Here is a 14,886-nt window from a genome sequence, read left to right as displayed (position 1 = left end):
TGAGTGGTAAGGCGGGTTAGAACTCGCCTTACCACTCACGAGCCGGGGGGTCAGGCGTCGTGGTGGTGGTGGCCGCCCGGGTGGACGTGGAACTTCGCCACCTCGGGCGGGTGCACGACGAACGGCCGCATCATGCCCTCGTCCTCGTGGTCGAGGATGTGGCAGTGGAACATGAACTCGCCGGTTCCGCCGCCGAACTGCCCGGCGACGCTCACCCACTGGCCGGGCCGCACGATGATCGTGTCCTTCCAGCCCTCCTCGTACTTCTCCAGCGGGATGTCGGTGAAGCCGCTGATCGGCGTCGTCGTCCGCTCGGTGGCCTGGTCGAACGTCGTGGTGAAGCCGCGCCGGAACAGCGCCTGGAACTCCGTCAGGTGGATGTGGATCGGGTGCGCGGGGCCGCCGTTGGCCACGTGCACCAGGTTCCACACCGCCCACCGGTCGTGGTCGATGAAGATGCCGGTGGTGTCGTCGAAGAGCCGCCCGTTCAGCCGGAACGTCTTCAGCCCGCCGTTCGGGTCCTGGAGCTGGACGATCCCCGGGCCGCCCGGGTCCGCGTCGACCTCCTGGAGGTCCCACATCTCCGGGTGCCCCGCGGCGTTGAGCAGCAGCGCGACCCAGACGTGGTCGTGGTCCTCCGGCAGCGTCGTGCCGTGCTGCAGCCGGACGTACGACGTCGACAGCTTCGCCGGGAGCGTGAACGGGTCGTGCTTCGCGCGGCTGTCCACCCGGAACTCCATGAGGTCCGGCTCGATGGCGCCCAGCAGCGGGTCGGCGTTGCGCAGCTTCAGCTTCCGGCCCTTGAAGCGGCTGAAGTCGATCAGCACGTCGAACCGCTCGGCCGGGGCGACGGTCAGGCCGCCCGCCGGCAGCTCGGCGGGGGCCGGCAGCAGGCCGCCGTCGGTGCCGATCAGCCGGACGGCGTCGTTGACCGGCACGTTGTTCTCGTCGACCAGGTCGAGCGTGTAGAACCGCGAGTTCGCCGCGTTGAGCAGCCGGAAGCGGTACCACCGGGCGTCGACGTCCAGGTGCGGCCAGATCACGCCGTTGACCAGGGTGAACGGCCCGGAGAACGGGATCAGCGTGCCGTTCGGCAGGGCCGGGACCTTGAACAGCAGCTGCCCGGTGAGCTCCTGGGTCGCCGGGTCGGTGTCGAGGTTGCGGTCGGTGATGATCAGCGGGATCTCGTGGTCGCCGTGCGGCAGGCCGAGCGCGTCCTCCTCGTCGTCGCGGACCAGGTACATGCCCGCGAGGCCGGTGTGGACGTTGAAGCGCGTGATCGCCATGGCGTGGTCGTGGTACCAGAGCGGCATCGCCTGCTGCCGGTTCTGGTACTCGGCCAGCTGCGACGTCCCCTTGAGACCCGCGTTGTGCGCCCAGCCGTCGTTGCCGGCGTTGGTGCGGGCGCCGTGGAGGTGCACGACCGTCCACGGCGGCAGGTCGGCGACGCCGTCGATGATCGAGTAGCCCGGCCGGTCCAGATCGCGGCCGGGGCGGCTCGCCGGGCCGTCGGTGACCGGGCCCTGCACGGCCACGAGCGGGAACTCCCCGTCGATTTCGTTCGACCACGAAATCCGCAGCTGCTTGCCGCTGCGCACTTCGATCGTCGGACCCGGGAAATGCCCGTCGTACGTCCACAACGTACTTTCGGGCAATTCGGAGTGCAGCCGCTGCTGCTTCGCCACCATCGGAATGGTGATCGTTTCCCGGCCGCGTGGCCGGAACACGGGCGGAATGCGCAGCGGGTCGAGGAACTTGGTGAGTCCCCAGTTCGGCGCGGCTATCGGCCCGGCGGCCGCCGGTCGCTCGATGATTTCGGTCATGTGATTCCCCCTTCGGTGCGGGGGCAGGAAGAATGGCGCGGCGGCGCGCACGCCGTCGACGTCGAAAAGTATTCCCCCGAACCCCCTCGGTGACCGGCAGAACGACTCCCCGCGCGCTACCGGCAATTCCGACGATACCCGTTTTCGGCGTGGCCCGCAGGTGCCTCGCGCGCGTGATAGGTTTCGCGCCATGAGCGAACGCCGGTGGACGTACCTCTCCGACATGGACGGCGTCCTGGTGAAGGAGGAGCACCTCGTCCCGGGGGCCGACGAGTTCCTCGCCGAGCTGAAGGCGAACGGCATCGACTTCCTGGTGCTGACGAACAACTCGATCTACACCCCGCGCGACCTGCGGGCGCGGCTGGAGCGCACCGGGCTCGACATCCCCGAGGAGTCGATCTGGACCTCGGCCCTGGCGACCGCGAAGTTCCTCTCGTCGCAGCGGCCGAACGGCTCGGCGTACGTCATCGGCGAAGCGGGTCTGACGACGGCGTTGCACGAAGTCGGCTACGTGCTGACCGAGCGTGACCCCGACTACGTCGTGCTGGGCGAGACCCGCACGTACAGCTTCAGCGCCATCACGCGCGCGATCCGGCTGATCGAGGGCGGCGCGAAGTTCATCGCGACCAACCCGGACGCGACCGGCCCGAGCGTCGAGGGTTCGATGCCCGCCACCGGGTCCGTCGCGGCGCTGATCGAGAAGGCCACCGGGCGGTCGCCGTACTACGTCGGCAAGCCGAACCCGCTGATGATGCGCTCGGCGTTGCGCCGGCTGGGTGCGCATTCGGAGTCGACGCTGATGATCGGCGACCGGATGGACACCGACGTGCACTCGGGCATCGAGGCGGGACTGCAGACCATCCTGGTGCTCACCGGCATATCCAGCCGGGAGTCGGCCGAACGCTATCCGTACCGGCCCACACTGGTGATCGACTCGGTCGCCGACCTGATCGGGCGGACCCTGGACCCGTTCGGCGAAGGCTGACGGCGGCCCGGGTGCGAGCAGGGCTTATCGTCACCGGATGAGCAAGTCGACGTACGTGGTCGGCGACGTCCACGGGCACCGTGACGAACTCGCCGACGCGCTGAGATCCGAAGGCCTGGTCGACGAGGAGGACAAGTGGTCCGGCGGTGAGGACCAGTTGTGGTTCCTGGGCGACTTCGTCGACCGTGGCCCGGACGGCGTCGGCGCGATCGACCTGGTCATGCGGCTCGAAGGGCAGGCGGCCGAGGCCGGCGGCCAGGTCCAGACGCTGCTGGGCAACCACGAGATCCTCGCGCTGGGGATGTACCACTTCGGCGACGAGCCGGTGCCGTCCGACTTCGGCCCGCGCAGCTTCGCCCGCAGCTGGGAGATCAACGGCGGCCTGCTGTCGGACCAGGACCGCCTCACGCCGGAGCACATCGAGTGGCTGAGCGCGCGCCCGCTGGCCGCCGTCGCCGCCGACCACCTGCTGCTGCACTCGGACACGCTGGAGTACCTCGACTGGGGCTCGTCGGTCGACGAGATCAACGAGGCGGCTCGCGACATCCTCGAGGGCAGCGACATCGAGGCGTGGTGGGACGTCTGGCGCCGCATGACGACGCGCTACGCGTTCCGCGGCCCGGACGGCGAGGAGAACGCGCAGAAGCTGATGGACGTGCTCGGCGGGTCGCGGATCGTGCACGGGCACAGCGTCATCGCCGACCAGCTGGGCATCCACCCCACGCAGATCGAGGGCCCGTTCCTCTACGCGGGCGGCAAGGCGCTGGGCGTCGACGGCGGGTTGTTCGTCGGCGGGCCGTGCCTGGTGGTCGAGCTGCCCTACGAGCCGGAGTCCTAGGCGATCTCGACGATCTCCTTGCCGAGCGGCACCAGCGACACGGGGATCATCTTGAAGTTCGCGACGCCGAGCGGGATGCCGACGACGGTCAGGCACAGCAGGACGCCGGTGACGACGTGCCCGAGGGCGAGCCACCACCCGGCGAAGACGAACCAGACGACGTTGCCGAGGCAGGAGGCGACGCCCGCGTCCCGCCTGTCGACGACCGTGCGCCCGAACGGCCAGAACGCGTACTGCGCGATCCGGAACGACGCCAGCCCGAACGGGATGGTGACGATCAGCAGGCAGCAGAGGACGCCGGCGAACAGGTAGCCGACGGCCATCCAGAAGCCGCACAGGACGAGCCAGATGATGTTCAGCACGGTGCGCATCAGACGTGCAGCTCCCCGCTCAGGACGGTGACGGCCTGGCCGGCGAGGTGGACGCGGTCGCCGTCCTGCCGGGTCCGGACGATCCCGCCGCGTGCGGACGCCTGCTCGCCGGTGAGGTCGGTTTTGCCGAGCTTCGCGGACCAGTAGGGCGACAGGAGGCAGTGCGCGGAGCCGGTGACGGGGTCTTCGTCGATGCCGACGCCGGGGGCGAAGAAGCGGCTCACGTAGTCGGTGTCCTCGGCGGTGACCAGCAGTCGTCCGGTCCAGGTGTGCTTGAGCTTCTCGAGGTCCGGTTCGAGGGTGCGTACGGTCTCGGCGTCTTTCAGGACCGCGAAGAGGTTCTCGACGCCTCGGCCGGTGTATTCGATCTCGACACCGGGGAGGATTTCGGACAGGTCGTCGTCGGTGGGCTGGGGAGGGTCGGAGGGGAAGTCCATTTCGACCCAGCCGTTTTCGGCTTTGGCGCGCAGCTCGCCGCTCTTGGTGACGTAGGTCTGCTCGCCACCGAGAACGTGCGTGACGGCGAGGGTGGCGTGCCCGCAGAGGGCAACCTCGACGGCGGGGGTGAACCACCGGAGCGACTTCGTCGAGGAGACGAAGAAAGCGGTCTCGGCGTGCTTCATCTCGGCGGCGACGGCCTGCATCCAGGTCTCGTCGGCGGGTTCGTCGAGGAGGACGACCCCGGCGGAGTTCCCGGCGAAGGCGCGATCGCTGAAGGCGTCGACGATGAAGAAGCGCATGCCCCCAATGTAGCCGGGCTTTTCCCGGCTTCCCTCGGGTCTGTCCCTTAGGTGGTCTCCCCGATGGTCGGCTTCACGACCCTTTCCCCGTCCGGCCCGCGTTCGGCCTGGAGCTCGAAGACCCCTTCATCGACGGCGTACTTGTTCTTGTGTTCTTTGTCGTCTTCTTTCTTTTTCCCGGCAGCAGCCGACCCGGCGCCCGTGGTGGAGCCTGCCTTGCCCTTGGCAGCGGCTGCGGCGGTCGCTCCGCGTTCGAGCCGTTCACCGGGCTTGCCGCCGGTCTTGCCGCCGCCTTCTGTCTCTTTGGGGGCGGTACCGGCGCTACCGGAGACCCGCGACCCGGCGAACCCGGTCCCGGCCCGCCCGGACCCGATGCCCTTGCCACGGGTGATGTCACCGCCGCTGCCGCCGCCGGTCGTGGCCCCTCCGGGCAGGGCAAGCCCATCGGGCGTGACACGGCCTCCGAAGCTGCTCGCGGCGGGGGTGGCGCGGAAGTTGGTGTTGCCGCTGAAGGTCCCGGTGCCACTGGTGGTGCCCGGGGGGACGTAGGTGGGCGGTGGGGTTCCTCCGGGTCCGGTGGCGCCTGGGCCGGTTCCGCCCGGGCCTGTTCCGCCCGGGCCGCCCGGCGCGAAGGTTCCGGTGGTGCCGCCGGTGCCTGTGCCGCCGAGGGTGGGGGTGCCGGTGAAGCTGGTGCTGCTGGTGCCGTGGAAGCCGCTGGTGGAGGTGGAGTCCCCCTGGCCGAGCTGGGGAGGCGGGGTGTAGGTGGGCTGGGTGCTGGCGGTCTCGTGGTAGGTGGAGTCGAGGTTCTGGAGGACCTGAACGGCCTGCTGATGAGCAGCATCAGCCTGCTGCTGCTTGGCGGCGACGTTGTTCATGGTCTGCGTCGCACCGACGAGATCACCGGACTGGTACTGCTGGGTGGCCTTGTTGATCTCGGCCTGCTGGTTGAACCCGGTGGGTTCGGGCATGTTCTTCTGCGCATAATCCGCGGCGGCGGCCTGCTGGGAGTAGCGGTTGGAACTGAGCTGGGCAGCGTTGGCCGTCTCGGCGGTGTAGTTGGCGGTGTTCTGGAAGAACCCGTGCGCCTGCGCTGCGCCGGAGCCCTGCCACTGGATCTCGCCGGAGTTGACGGCATCGTTGGCCGCGTTGGAGACGTCGGCGAGCCAGTTGCCGAGCTTGTTGGCGACCCGGCCCCGGTCATCCAGATCGCCGGGGTTCATGTTCTCGTGAACCATGCCGTAGAGGTCTTCGTGCGTGCTGGCCGAGTAATTCTGTCCAGGCGCGGGCGCGTCACCGCGAGTGGCCTGGTTGTGCAGCAGAACCTTGCCTTGCTCCAACGAGTACTGCGCGGCCTGGTTCTCGGTCTGCGGCGTCACCCCGGCGCGAGCGTCCCCCTGATCCTCGACGCCGAAATGGTGCACATTCTGCTGCAGCTTCTGCTGCGTCTGCGCGTAAAAATCAGCCTCGTACTGGCGATGTTCAGCGTGCTCGTGAGCCACGGTCACTCACTCCCGCGAAGCTTGGCGAAGGTCTGGCTGTGGGCGTCTTCGGTCTCACGGTAGTTCTTGCGGGCGATCTCCAGTGCTTCGCGGACCTGGATGAAACCTTGCTTCAGCAACTCGAGGTTCGGAATCAGCGACTGGTCGCCGTCGGCGGCGACTTTCGCGTTGAAATCGGCTATGTCCTTGGCGTAGCTACTCGAGCCCATGCCAGGAGCCCGGGCGAGGAGCTTCACGTCGTGGAAGATTTCGTCGAATTCGTGGATGAACCGGTCGCACACCTTGGTGTAGGCGTCGAAGCCTGCCTGGTTGATCCCGAACCCGCCCCCCTCGGCGAGCGATTTGAACTGCTGGGCGCCGGCGTTGAGCCGCTTGGCGCCTTCCTCGTCGACCGGGACATCCAGCAAGCCTGAGAGGAAGTTGTTGCCGGCGTCACCCGCCGCGGGCGGCTCACTGCCGAAGTGTGCACCTGTCGTCATCGCCCACCCCTCTCGACACCGTGCGTACCCGCCGCAACTGTAGTAGTGACAATCCACGGTGTCAGCAGGTCCGTGACGCCGGCAACCCGTTGAGGGCGATCTCAGCCGTTCGCGGGAAGGAGAGGCTCGACCTTCGTCGAAACGTCGTTGGCGACTTGGCACGCTTCCTCGGTGCTCGCTGTCTGGAGGGTGACCAAGACAGTGGCCCGGGACTTCGGTTTCACCTCCATGGAGACGTCACAGGAGCCGGTGCCACCGAGAGCGTCGCGCTCCTGCACAGCAGGTCGCCCGTTGACGTCCCCGGTACTGGCCTTGCCCGGGGTCGTGGTGATGTCGTTGATCGTCTGACCGGGTTGGAGAGCGAGGCCCACCACGCCGTAGTCGGTTTTCTTGGCGTCGCAGTTGTGGGCCGCGTCCGCATCGCTTCGTTTCGCCGCTGTGTAGCCCTGGCCTGCCAACACCTGGTCGAGGAGCTTGCACGGATCCATCCCGGCGAACGGGTTGTCGCTCGTCCCGCCGCTCGAAGCTGTCGTCGGGGCACTGCTCGACGATGTGCCCGCCGCCTGTGGCGTGCCTCCCACCTTGCTGTCGCAAGCGCTCACTGCGAGCGTCAGTGTGGCCAATGTGAGGACGGTGGCGCGAAGGCGAACTGCTCGGGTCACGACCTGAACACTACGGGTAGGCCGCACGGCGAGGCGAGGATGCACGTCACCGGTGGGTCGTCTCCTCGATGCGCTCGTGCAGCCACCCTCTCAGGTGTCCTCCGTCCGAGGGGGTGAACTTCATGCGGGTCTCGCCGCCCGGGAGGGGCTCCGTGAACGTCAGGTACCGGCCGCCGTCGGTGTCGGCGAACGTCACTGTTCCTGCCGGGCGCAGGTTGCCCTGGCCCATGCGGGTCGACAGCTCGAACGTGCCGTGACGGTGCGGGGTCCACTGGGCGTAGTCGCGCAGCGCTTCGGTGTCCGGCGGCCGGTTCGGGCCGACCGTCGACGTCACCGGGGCCACCGGCAGCGGCCCGTAGCGGGGGAGGATGCTCACCAGGGCGTCGACCAGATGGTCCGGGCGGATCCGGACGAAGTTGATCGCGTCCGGCAGCAGCTCCGAGTACACGCCCAGGCCGTGGCCGATCGTCGCTCGGTAGAACACTTGGCGGGAGTCCGTCACTTCCGCCGCCCTGACGATGATCAGCACCTCCGGCTGCGTCCACGCCCTGAGCGTCTGCTCCACCTCGATGTCCAGCTTCTCCGGCCCCGCCAGGCCGCGGGCTCGCATCGACTCCCATGCCGATGCCAGGATGCGCTCGTGTTCCTCCAGCGTGTGGCCCGGGCTGGGGATCTCGAACGGGTGCCAGTTCGCCGGAAGGCCCGTGCGGCGGACCGCGGCGGTGACCTCCGTCAGGCCCAGCGAGAATTCCTCCGGCACGTCCCCGAGCGTAGCGGAACCGGTACCCCGCGCCGTCAAATGTCGAGCTGGCGGATGCCTGTCTCGGGCGATGCCACCCGGGTGGCCGTCGCCCGTCCGCGGAGGCGGACGATCTCGTGCGGTTGCAAGCCGATCGCCACTCCGAATGCCTCCACGTCCGGGAAGCCGCCCTGACGTCGGCGCAACTCCAGGGCCGTTGCCACAGAAGCTGGCGAAAGGCCCAAACCGGCCAGCGAATCACCTGAAGCCGTGTTGACGTCCACCACAGGAGGAGGCGGGGGCGCCAACGGAAGCACATAAGCCTCGATCACGTCGTTCTGCCGCAGATCCCGCGTCCCCAGCCCGACCGTGAACACCCGCGCCCCGGCCGTGGCCGGCACCGCGATCCCGTCCCGCGCCAGCGAAAGCACCGGCAACCGACCCGCGATCACCGTGTGGCGCTCGTTGAACGTCGTGCCGATCGGCCGCAGGACCCGGACGCTCACCCCCACCGTGAACGCCGCCGTCCGCTCCTCCGGTACCTCGACCGCCGCCACCACCGAACCGTTGCCCAGGTCGCTCACCCCGTGCACCACCGCCGTCCCGGCACGCCGCTCCAGTGACTCCGGCGAAGGAGACGAAAACGCCGTCAGCGCATCGCCCGGAAACGGCGGTGTGTCGCATTGGAAGCCCAGCAACACCGTGCCCACGCCACCCGACGCCAGCGAGTCGAGCGGCCCCGACGGCCCGAACAACCCCAGCACCCGCACCGGCCGGCCGCCGCGGCCCGGCGAACACAACGCCCCGGACCGCAGGACGCCGTTCCGGACCTGCACCTGCGCGTGAAAGCCCGTCAGCTGGTCGAACGCCGGCGCCAGCACCGACGCCACCCCCTCCTGACGGCTCAGGTCCGGGCCCACCGCGTCGTCGGTGTACAGCTCCAGCGAATCGCCCTTGGCGAGGTCGCGCCGGCCGGTCGCGACGAACACGTCCTTCAGGAACCCGGCGTCCGTCACCGGCTCGACGTCGCTGGAGAAGAACTTCTTCCGCACCATGATCCCGAGCCGCAGGTCGTCCTCGACGATCCGGTCGCCCCGCAGCAGCCGCGCGCGGGCGCCGCGGACCGCGCGGCCCGAACTCACCTGGCCGCCGGGCAGTTCGCCGAGGCCGGGGACGGTGACCGAGTCGTGGATCGCCTTGCCGAACTCGATCAGGCCGACCCTGGTCTCGGTCACGACGTCGCGGCCAGCGTGACGCTGATCGACTGGTCGGCGTTGACCCGCTCCGACTCGACGCGCATGCCCGCCTGCGCCGCCCGGTCCTTCAGCCGCGCCAGCACCGCTCGCTGCACCTCGGCCGCGTAAGCCTCGTCGACCGACAGGACCAGCCGTGCCGCTTCGGCCGGCACCAGGCCCGGGCCGTCGACGTGGGCCACCTGGACGCCCTCGGGACCGTAGGTGAACGTGATCCGGCGGCCCTCCCACGCGGCCGTGACGGCGGTGCCGTCGTCGGCGACCTGGGCCCGCAGCGCCACCAGCGCGCGGGCCAGCAGGTCCCGGTGCCGCATCCGCGTCCGGACCGTGACGACCCCCGCCTGCGCCTGCGTGTGCGCGGCGAGGGTGGCCGCGTCGAGCTGGGCCAGTGCCGCACTGCGCAGCTTGAGCGTGACACTCATCGGTGATCCCCTTCGAGCAGCGCTTCGAGTACTTCGGTGGTGGCGAACCCGTTCAGCTCGATCCCGCCGTCCGGCGCGATCCGCAGCTCCAGGCGGTTCGGCGTGGTGAAGATCGACTCGTCGTAACGGTCGCTCAGGAAGTGGAACCGCTGGTTCGCCGAGCCTGCCCACGGCCGCGACTTCTCCGGCCGGTCGATCAGAAACGGCCCGTCCACCAGCAGGTCCGTCGAATCCAGCAACTCGGACGGCGGCAGGTCCTCCAGCACGTGCCCGGTGAACGTCATCACCGAAAGCCCCGCGGACCGGACCGCGGAAGCGAAGCGCCCCAACGGTTCCGCCTGGTCGAACGGCTCGCCGCCGAGCAGCGTGACGCCTTCGATCCCCTCGACGGCCACCACCCGGGAGACCAAGTCCCGCCACGGCAGGGAAAACCCGCCGCGGGTCGTCCACGTCTGCGGGTTGAAACAGCCGGGGCAGCGCACCGAACACCCCTGCGTCCACACGGCACACCGCGCACCCGGGCCTTCGGCGAGGGTGACGTCGACGATCCGGTGCAGGTTCAGGAGTTCCATTGCGACTGCTGCTGCGACGCCGTTTCCTCCACCGACGTGCGCCGGTAGTCCTCGGTGAACTCCGACGACTCCGTCTCCGCGCCGAGCAGGTCCTCCAGCAGCGGGATGTAGTCGAGGCACCGGGAGCCGGTCACGCCGTGCGTCTCGGCGCTGATCGAGCCGTCCTTGCCGACCGTCACGGTCACGCGGTGCGTCATACGTCGATCGTCCTCCCACTCGGTGACGCCGGGGGCGGCGCAACCGGCTCCGGCGCGGGCACCGACGTGTCCGTCGCCGCGACCGCGCGGGTTTCCGCCCAGTTCCGGATGGCCAGGATTTCGTCGGCCTGGGTGACCGACAGCGGCACGGTCGACTTCACCGCCCGCACGAGGTCGTCCCGGCGCAACGGCCGCTTCTCGGCGAACGCGTCGACCAGGCCGGACAGCACTGCCTGCTCGATTTCGGCGCCGCTGTAGCCCGCGCTGACGTCGGCGAGCTCGGCGAACAGCCCGTCGTCCAGCCCGAGTTCGCTGCCCACGAACGGATCGGTGACGCGCTTGCGCAGGTGGATCCGCCAGATCGCGGCGCGCTCGGGCGCCGAAGGCAGGTCGACGAAGAAGATCTCGTCGAACCGGCCCTTGCGCAGGAACTCCGGCGGCAGCGAGCCGACCTGGTTCGCGGTGGCCATCACGAACACCGGCGCCGACTTCTCCTGCATCCACGACAGGAACGTGCCGAACACGCGCCGCGCGGTGCCGCCGTCGCCACCGCCGCCCGCGCCCGCGAGGCCCTTCTCGATCTCGTCGACCCACAGCACGCACGGCGCGATGCCTTCGGCGGTCCGGATCACCGTGCGGATGTTCTTCTCGCTCGAGCCGACGAGCCCGGCGAAGACGCGCCCCAGGTCCAGCCGCAGCAGCGGCAGCCGCCACATGTTCGCGACGCACACCGCGGACAGGCTCTTGCCGCAGCCGGGCACGCCGGTCAGCAGCAGGCCCTTCGGCGCCGCCAGGTTGTACGCCGACGCGGCCGGCGTCCACGTGCCGGTGCGCTTGGTGAGCCAGCGCTTGAGCCGGTCGAGGCCGCCGACGGCGTCGAAGCTCGTCTCCGCCGGCACGATGTCGAGCATCCCGGACCGCCGGACGGCCTGGCGCTTCTCGGCCAGGATCAGCTCCAGGTCGCCCGGGTCCAGCCCGCCGCCCTCGACCAGCGCCCTGGCGAACGCGTTCTCGGCCTCCGGCAGGGTCAGCCCGCGGGCGGCGCCGATGATCAGGTCGCGGTCGGTGCGGTCGATGCTGATCCGGACGTGCTGCCGGTGCGCGGCGACCATGCTGTCCAGCAGTTCGCCGATCTGGCCCTGGTCGGGCAGCGGGAAGTCGACGACGGTCGCGTCGTGCTCCAGCTCCGGCGGCACGGGCAGCGACGGCGACACCAGGATCACGCTCAACGGCACCGGCCGGGTCTTGAACGCGGCGGCGAGCTCCCGCAGCCGGCGCACGACCTCGGGATCGGGCCGGTGCCCGCCCTCGGAGACCAGCGACGGGTGCAGGTCGGCGAAGACGAAGACGGCGGGCTCGCCCCAGCCGTAGACGCGCTCCAGCGCGGCGGACGCGGTGCGCGTTTCGGCGATCGGCGGGCCACCCGCCGGGGCCAGCCCGGTGGTGGACGACCAGACGTACACGCGCCGCGGGGTCCGCAGCCGCTGCTGGTCCTCGGCGACCGCGCGGATCTCCCGCAGCACCCGCTGCTCTTCGTGCGTCTCGACGACGAGCAGCGGGTAGCGCGCCTGCAGCAACTGGGTCAGTTCGTCGCGGAACCCGGCCATCGATCGCCCCCTCGACTCCGTTCGGACCCTACCAACTCAGGCGCCGACGACGAGGACCTCGTACGTCGGGCTGGTGGGCGGGTAACCGCTGTAGATGTGGGAGTTGACGACGGCGAGCCGGTCGCCCACCTTGATCGCCGAAACCGGCTGGTCGAACAGCGGATCGGTGATGGTGCCGTCCGACGTGCCGTGGCTCAGGCCGCCGTCGAGGCACCACCGGGTGATCTTGTCGTCGAGCTGCACCGCCCAGAGCCGGTTGCCTTCGAGGACGAGGCTGACCACGCTGGGCGCGTCCACCCCGGCGATCTCCGCGCTGACCCCGGTGCGCGGATCGATCCTGTACACCTTGCCCGGGATCGTCGCGGCCACCAGCAGCGTGCTGCCGGACGGCGTCGCGATGATGTCGTTCATGAAGAAGTCGCCCGGCGAGCCGCCGGCTCCGGGCCCGGTCAGGGGCAGGGTGCGCGGGGTGCCGAGCCGGCCGGCCACGACCGGCACGAAGAACAGCTGCGGGTGGTAGGAGTCGGTGAACCACGCGCCCTGCGGCGTCACCACCACGTCGTTGACGTAGGACGTCTGCGGGTCGCCGAAGGTGTAGTCCGCGATCTTCGCCTTGGTGCGGACGTCGTAGACGTAGGCCTTCCCGCCGTCCGCGCCGGCGACGAACAGCAGGTCGTGGCGCCGGTCGAAGTCCACGCCGGCCGCCTTCTCGCCGGGTGGCGCCTCGATGAAGCGCTCGGCGGTGCCGCGCCGCAGGTCCTCGCGGAAGATCGTGCCGGCGACGAGGTCGCCGGTGTAGTAGCTGCCCCCGCCGGCGGCGGTGATCCCTTCGGCGGACTTGGCGCCGGGCAGCACGATCACCTTCGTCGCCGCCGACGCCGGTGCGGCCACCGCGAGCAGCAGGACGGCGGACACCAGAGCCAGGATTCTGCGCATCGGATTTCCTCCCCTTTTCCCCGGGAGATCCTGCCACCGAGCTGGCTGACCCGGTACCGGGTTCTTAGACTCGGGCCCAGTCACCGCCGACTTCAGGAGGCACCATGCCTGACGCGCCCGCCCTGCCGAGCTACGCCTCGGGGACCTCGGAGGTCCCGCTGCTCGGAGACACCATCGGCGACAACTTCGACCGGACGGTGGCCGCGTTCGGTGACCGTGACGCCCTGGTGGACCGGGCCGCCGGCCGCCGGTGGACCTACCGGGAGCTGGCCGCCGAAGTGGACGCGCTGGCGCTGGGCCTGGTCGCCCGGGGCCTCGGCAAGGGCGACCGGGTGGGGATCTGGTCGCCGAACCGGGCCGAGTGGACGGTCCTGCAGTACGCGACGGCCAAGATCGGCGCGATCCTGGTCAACATCAACCCGGCGTACCGGTCGCACGAGCTGGAGTACGTGCTCAACCAGGCCGGGATCCGGCTGCTGGTCGCCTCGGACGCGTTCAAGACGTCCGACTACCCGGCGATGGTCGACGAGGTCCGCGAGAAGTGCGCCGCGCTCGAGCACGTCGTGATCCTCGGCGGCGAAGACTGGCAGGCGCTGCTGGCGGCGGGCCGCGGCGGCGACCGGGCGCAGCTGGCGCACCTGCAGGCCGGGCTGTCGGCCGACGACCCGATCAACATCCAGTACACCTCGGGCACGACGGGCTTCCCCAAGGGCGCCACGCTGTCCCACCACAACATCCTCAACAACGGCTACTTCGTCGGCGAGCTCTGCAACTACACCGAGCAGGACAAGGTGTGCATCCCGGTGCCCTTCTACCACTGCTTCGGCATGGTGATGGGCAACCTGGCCTGCACCAGCCACGGCGCCTGCATGGTCATCCCGGCCCCGGCGTTCGACCCGCGCGCCACCCTCGAAGCGGTCGCGGCCGAGCGGTGCACGTCGCTCTACGGCGTGCCGACGATGTTCATCGCCGAGCTCAACCACCCGGACTTCGGCGAGTTCGACCTGTCGTCGCTGCGCACCGGGATCATGGCCGGCTCGCCGTGCCCGGTCGAGGTGATGAAGCAGGTCATCGACCGGATGGGGATGAGCGAGGTGTCCATCTGCTACGGCATGACCGAGACGTCCCCGGTGTCGACGCAGACCCGCGCGGACGACTCGATCGAGCGCCGCGTGTCGACGGTCGGGCGGGTCGGGCCGCACCTGGAGGTCAAGGTCGTCGACCCGGAGACCGGCCTGACGGTCCCGCGCGGCGAGCCGGGCGAGCTGTGCACGCGCGGGTATTCGGTGATGCTGGGCTACTGGGAGCAGCCGGACAAGACGGCCGAGGCGATCGACGCGGCCCGCTGGATGCACACCGGTGACCTGGCGGTGATGGACGCCGACAGCTACCTCAACATCACCGGCCGCATCAAGGACATGGTCATCCGCGGCGGCGAAAACCTGTACCCGCGCGAGATCGAGGAGTTCCTCTACACGCACCCGGACATCCTCGACGCGCAGGTGATCGGCGTCCCGGACGAGAAGTACGGCGAAGAGCTGATGGCCTGGATCCGGATGCGCGAGGGCGCTTCACCGTTGACCGCGGAGGCGGTGCGCGAGTTCTGCAGCGGAAAACTGGCGCACTACAAGATCCCGCGGTACGTCCACGTCGTCGAGGAGTTCCCGATGACGGTCACCGGGAAGGTCCGCAAGGTGGAGATGCGCGAGAAGTCGATCACCCTGCTGGGGCTGGAACAGGCGGCCGCCACCAAGCACGCCTGA

The 14,886-nt window shown here is 69.7% G+C and carries 16 protein-coding genes; 3 read left to right on the top strand and 13 right to left on the bottom strand.

All coding sequences use genetic code 11. The features are described 5' to 3' along the window. Positions 1 to 50: 50 nt before the first annotated feature. On the bottom strand, positions 51 to 1,823 hold the full coding sequence (locus ABZW17_RS34305) for a multicopper oxidase domain-containing protein (protein ID WP_354823442.1): 1,773 nt from the start codon (positions 1,821 to 1,823) through the stop codon (positions 51 to 53). A gap of 190 nt (positions 1,824 to 2,013) precedes the next feature. Here ABZW17_RS34305 and ABZW17_RS34300 point away from each other — a divergent pair, with 190 nt between their 5' ends. Beyond that, positions 2,014 to 2,808, top strand: coding sequence for an HAD-IIA family hydrolase (locus ABZW17_RS34300; protein WP_354823440.1), 795 nt, complete (start codon positions 2,014 to 2,016; stop codon positions 2,806 to 2,808). A 37-nt stretch (positions 2,809 to 2,845) separates the two neighbouring features. Continuing rightward, the gene (locus ABZW17_RS34295) at positions 2,846 to 3,646 is read left to right on the top strand and encodes a metallophosphoesterase family protein (RefSeq protein ID WP_354823438.1); all 801 of its coding nucleotides are present in this window, start codon (positions 2,846 to 2,848) and stop codon (positions 3,644 to 3,646) included. Here ABZW17_RS34295 and ABZW17_RS34290 read toward each other — a convergent pair. From ABZW17_RS34290 to ABZW17_RS34235, 12 genes are all read right to left on the bottom strand, one after another. Continuing rightward, entirely contained in the window at positions 3,643 to 4,017 is a 375-nt protein-coding gene (locus ABZW17_RS34290) for a YccF domain-containing protein (protein WP_354823436.1), read from the bottom strand. The genes ABZW17_RS34295 and ABZW17_RS34290 overlap by 4 nt on opposite strands. Beyond that, positions 4,017 to 4,757, bottom strand: a complete 741-nt coding sequence (locus ABZW17_RS34285; RefSeq protein ID WP_354823434.1) for a PhzF family phenazine biosynthesis protein — start codon at positions 4,755 to 4,757, stop codon at positions 4,017 to 4,019. Before ABZW17_RS34285 ends, ABZW17_RS34290 begins: the two co-directional genes overlap by 1 nt. A gap of 47 nt (positions 4,758 to 4,804) precedes the next feature. Beyond that, a complete protein-coding gene (locus ABZW17_RS34280; protein ID WP_354823432.1) occupies positions 4,805 to 6,256 on the bottom strand; it encodes a hypothetical protein in 1,452 nt (483 codons plus the stop codon). A gap of 2 nt (positions 6,257 to 6,258) precedes the next feature. Continuing rightward, positions 6,259 to 6,735 (bottom strand): hypothetical protein, encoded by a 477-nt coding sequence (locus ABZW17_RS34275; RefSeq protein WP_354823430.1) that lies wholly within the window; start codon positions 6,733 to 6,735, stop codon positions 6,259 to 6,261. 101 nt (positions 6,736 to 6,836) lie between these two features. Continuing rightward, positions 6,837 to 7,358: a DUF3558 family protein gene (locus tag ABZW17_RS34270; RefSeq protein ID WP_354823428.1), complete on the bottom strand. Its 522-nt coding sequence runs from the start codon at positions 7,356 to 7,358 to the stop codon at positions 6,837 to 6,839. 85 nt (positions 7,359 to 7,443) lie between these two features. Continuing rightward, a complete protein-coding gene (locus ABZW17_RS34265; protein ID WP_354823426.1) occupies positions 7,444 to 8,157 on the bottom strand; it encodes an ESX secretion-associated protein EspG in 714 nt (237 codons plus the stop codon). A gap of 35 nt (positions 8,158 to 8,192) precedes the next feature. After that, positions 8,193 to 9,371 carry a hypothetical protein gene (locus ABZW17_RS34260; protein ID WP_354823424.1) on the bottom strand — a complete coding sequence of 393 codons (1,179 nt, stop codon included), beginning with the start codon at positions 9,369 to 9,371 and terminating at the stop codon, positions 8,193 to 8,195. Beyond that, on the bottom strand, positions 9,368 to 9,811 hold the full coding sequence (locus ABZW17_RS34255; RefSeq protein ID WP_354823422.1) for a hypothetical protein: 444 nt from the start codon (positions 9,809 to 9,811) through the stop codon (positions 9,368 to 9,370). Before ABZW17_RS34255 ends, ABZW17_RS34260 begins: the two co-directional genes overlap by 4 nt. Beyond that, a complete protein-coding gene (locus ABZW17_RS34250; RefSeq protein ID WP_354823420.1) occupies positions 9,808 to 10,383 on the bottom strand; it encodes a 4Fe-4S single cluster domain-containing protein in 576 nt (191 codons plus the stop codon). The genes ABZW17_RS34255 and ABZW17_RS34250 overlap by 4 nt, the downstream gene beginning before the upstream one ends. Then, positions 10,371 to 10,580 carry a DUF2997 domain-containing protein gene (locus tag ABZW17_RS34245; RefSeq protein WP_354823418.1) on the bottom strand — a complete coding sequence of 70 codons (210 nt, stop codon included), beginning with the start codon at positions 10,578 to 10,580 and terminating at the stop codon, positions 10,371 to 10,373. Before ABZW17_RS34245 ends, ABZW17_RS34250 begins: the two co-directional genes overlap by 13 nt. After that, on the bottom strand, positions 10,577 to 12,187 hold the full coding sequence (locus ABZW17_RS34240; RefSeq protein WP_354823416.1) for an AAA family ATPase: 1,611 nt from the start codon (positions 12,185 to 12,187) through the stop codon (positions 10,577 to 10,579). The genes ABZW17_RS34245 and ABZW17_RS34240 overlap by 4 nt, the downstream gene beginning before the upstream one ends. 36 nt (positions 12,188 to 12,223) lie before the next feature. Beyond that, complete coding sequence (locus ABZW17_RS34235; protein ID WP_354823414.1) at positions 12,224 to 13,123, bottom strand: hypothetical protein; 900 nt, start codon at positions 13,121 to 13,123, stop codon at positions 12,224 to 12,226. 104 nt (positions 13,124 to 13,227) lie between these two features. On the opposite strand from ABZW17_RS34235, the gene ABZW17_RS34230 reads away from it, so the two are divergent. Further along, positions 13,228 to 14,886, top strand: coding sequence for an AMP-binding protein (locus ABZW17_RS34230; RefSeq protein WP_354823412.1), 1,659 nt, complete (start codon positions 13,228 to 13,230; stop codon positions 14,884 to 14,886).

Source organism: Amycolatopsis sp. NPDC004625, assembly GCF_040609695.1.
Classification (GTDB): Bacteria; Actinomycetota; Actinomycetes; order Mycobacteriales; family Pseudonocardiaceae; genus Amycolatopsis.
Note: the sequence above shows the minus strand (reverse complement) of the source record. Positions and strands in the feature narration are given on the sequence as shown.

Bases quoted from the DNA above. Each gene is read 5' to 3' on its own strand.
- ABZW17_RS34300 (WP_354823440.1), top strand. From the start codon at position 2,014: ATGAGCGAACGCCGGTGGACGTACCTCTCCGACATGGACGGCGTCCTG.
- ABZW17_RS34235 (WP_354823414.1), bottom strand. From the start codon at position 13,123: ATGCGCAGAATCCTGGCTCTGGTGTCCGCCGTCCTGCTGCTCGCGGTG.
- ABZW17_RS34250 (WP_354823420.1), bottom strand. From the start codon at position 10,383: ATGGAACTCCTGAACCTGCACCGGATCGTCGACGTCACCCTCGCCGAA.
- ABZW17_RS34295 (WP_354823438.1), top strand. From the start codon at position 2,846: ATGAGCAAGTCGACGTACGTGGTCGGCGACGTCCACGGGCACCGTGAC.
- ABZW17_RS34230 (WP_354823412.1), top strand. From the start codon at position 13,228: ATGCCTGACGCGCCCGCCCTGCCGAGCTACGCCTCGGGGACCTCGGAG.
- ABZW17_RS34285 (WP_354823434.1), bottom strand. From the start codon at position 4,757: ATGCGCTTCTTCATCGTCGACGCCTTCAGCGATCGCGCCTTCGCCGGG.
- ABZW17_RS34275 (WP_354823430.1), bottom strand. From the start codon at position 6,735: ATGACGACAGGTGCACACTTCGGCAGTGAGCCGCCCGCGGCGGGTGAC.
- ABZW17_RS34290 (WP_354823436.1), bottom strand. From the start codon at position 4,017: ATGCGCACCGTGCTGAACATCATCTGGCTCGTCCTGTGCGGCTTCTGG.
- ABZW17_RS34255 (WP_354823422.1), bottom strand. From the start codon at position 9,811: ATGAGTGTCACGCTCAAGCTGCGCAGTGCGGCACTGGCCCAGCTCGAC.
- ABZW17_RS34240 (WP_354823416.1), bottom strand. From the start codon at position 12,187: ATGGCCGGGTTCCGCGACGAACTGACCCAGTTGCTGCAGGCGCGCTAC.
- ABZW17_RS34305 (WP_354823442.1), bottom strand. From the start codon at position 1,823: ATGACCGAAATCATCGAGCGACCGGCGGCCGCCGGGCCGATAGCCGCG.
- ABZW17_RS34245 (WP_354823418.1), bottom strand. From the start codon at position 10,580: ATGACGCACCGCGTGACCGTGACGGTCGGCAAGGACGGCTCGATCAGC.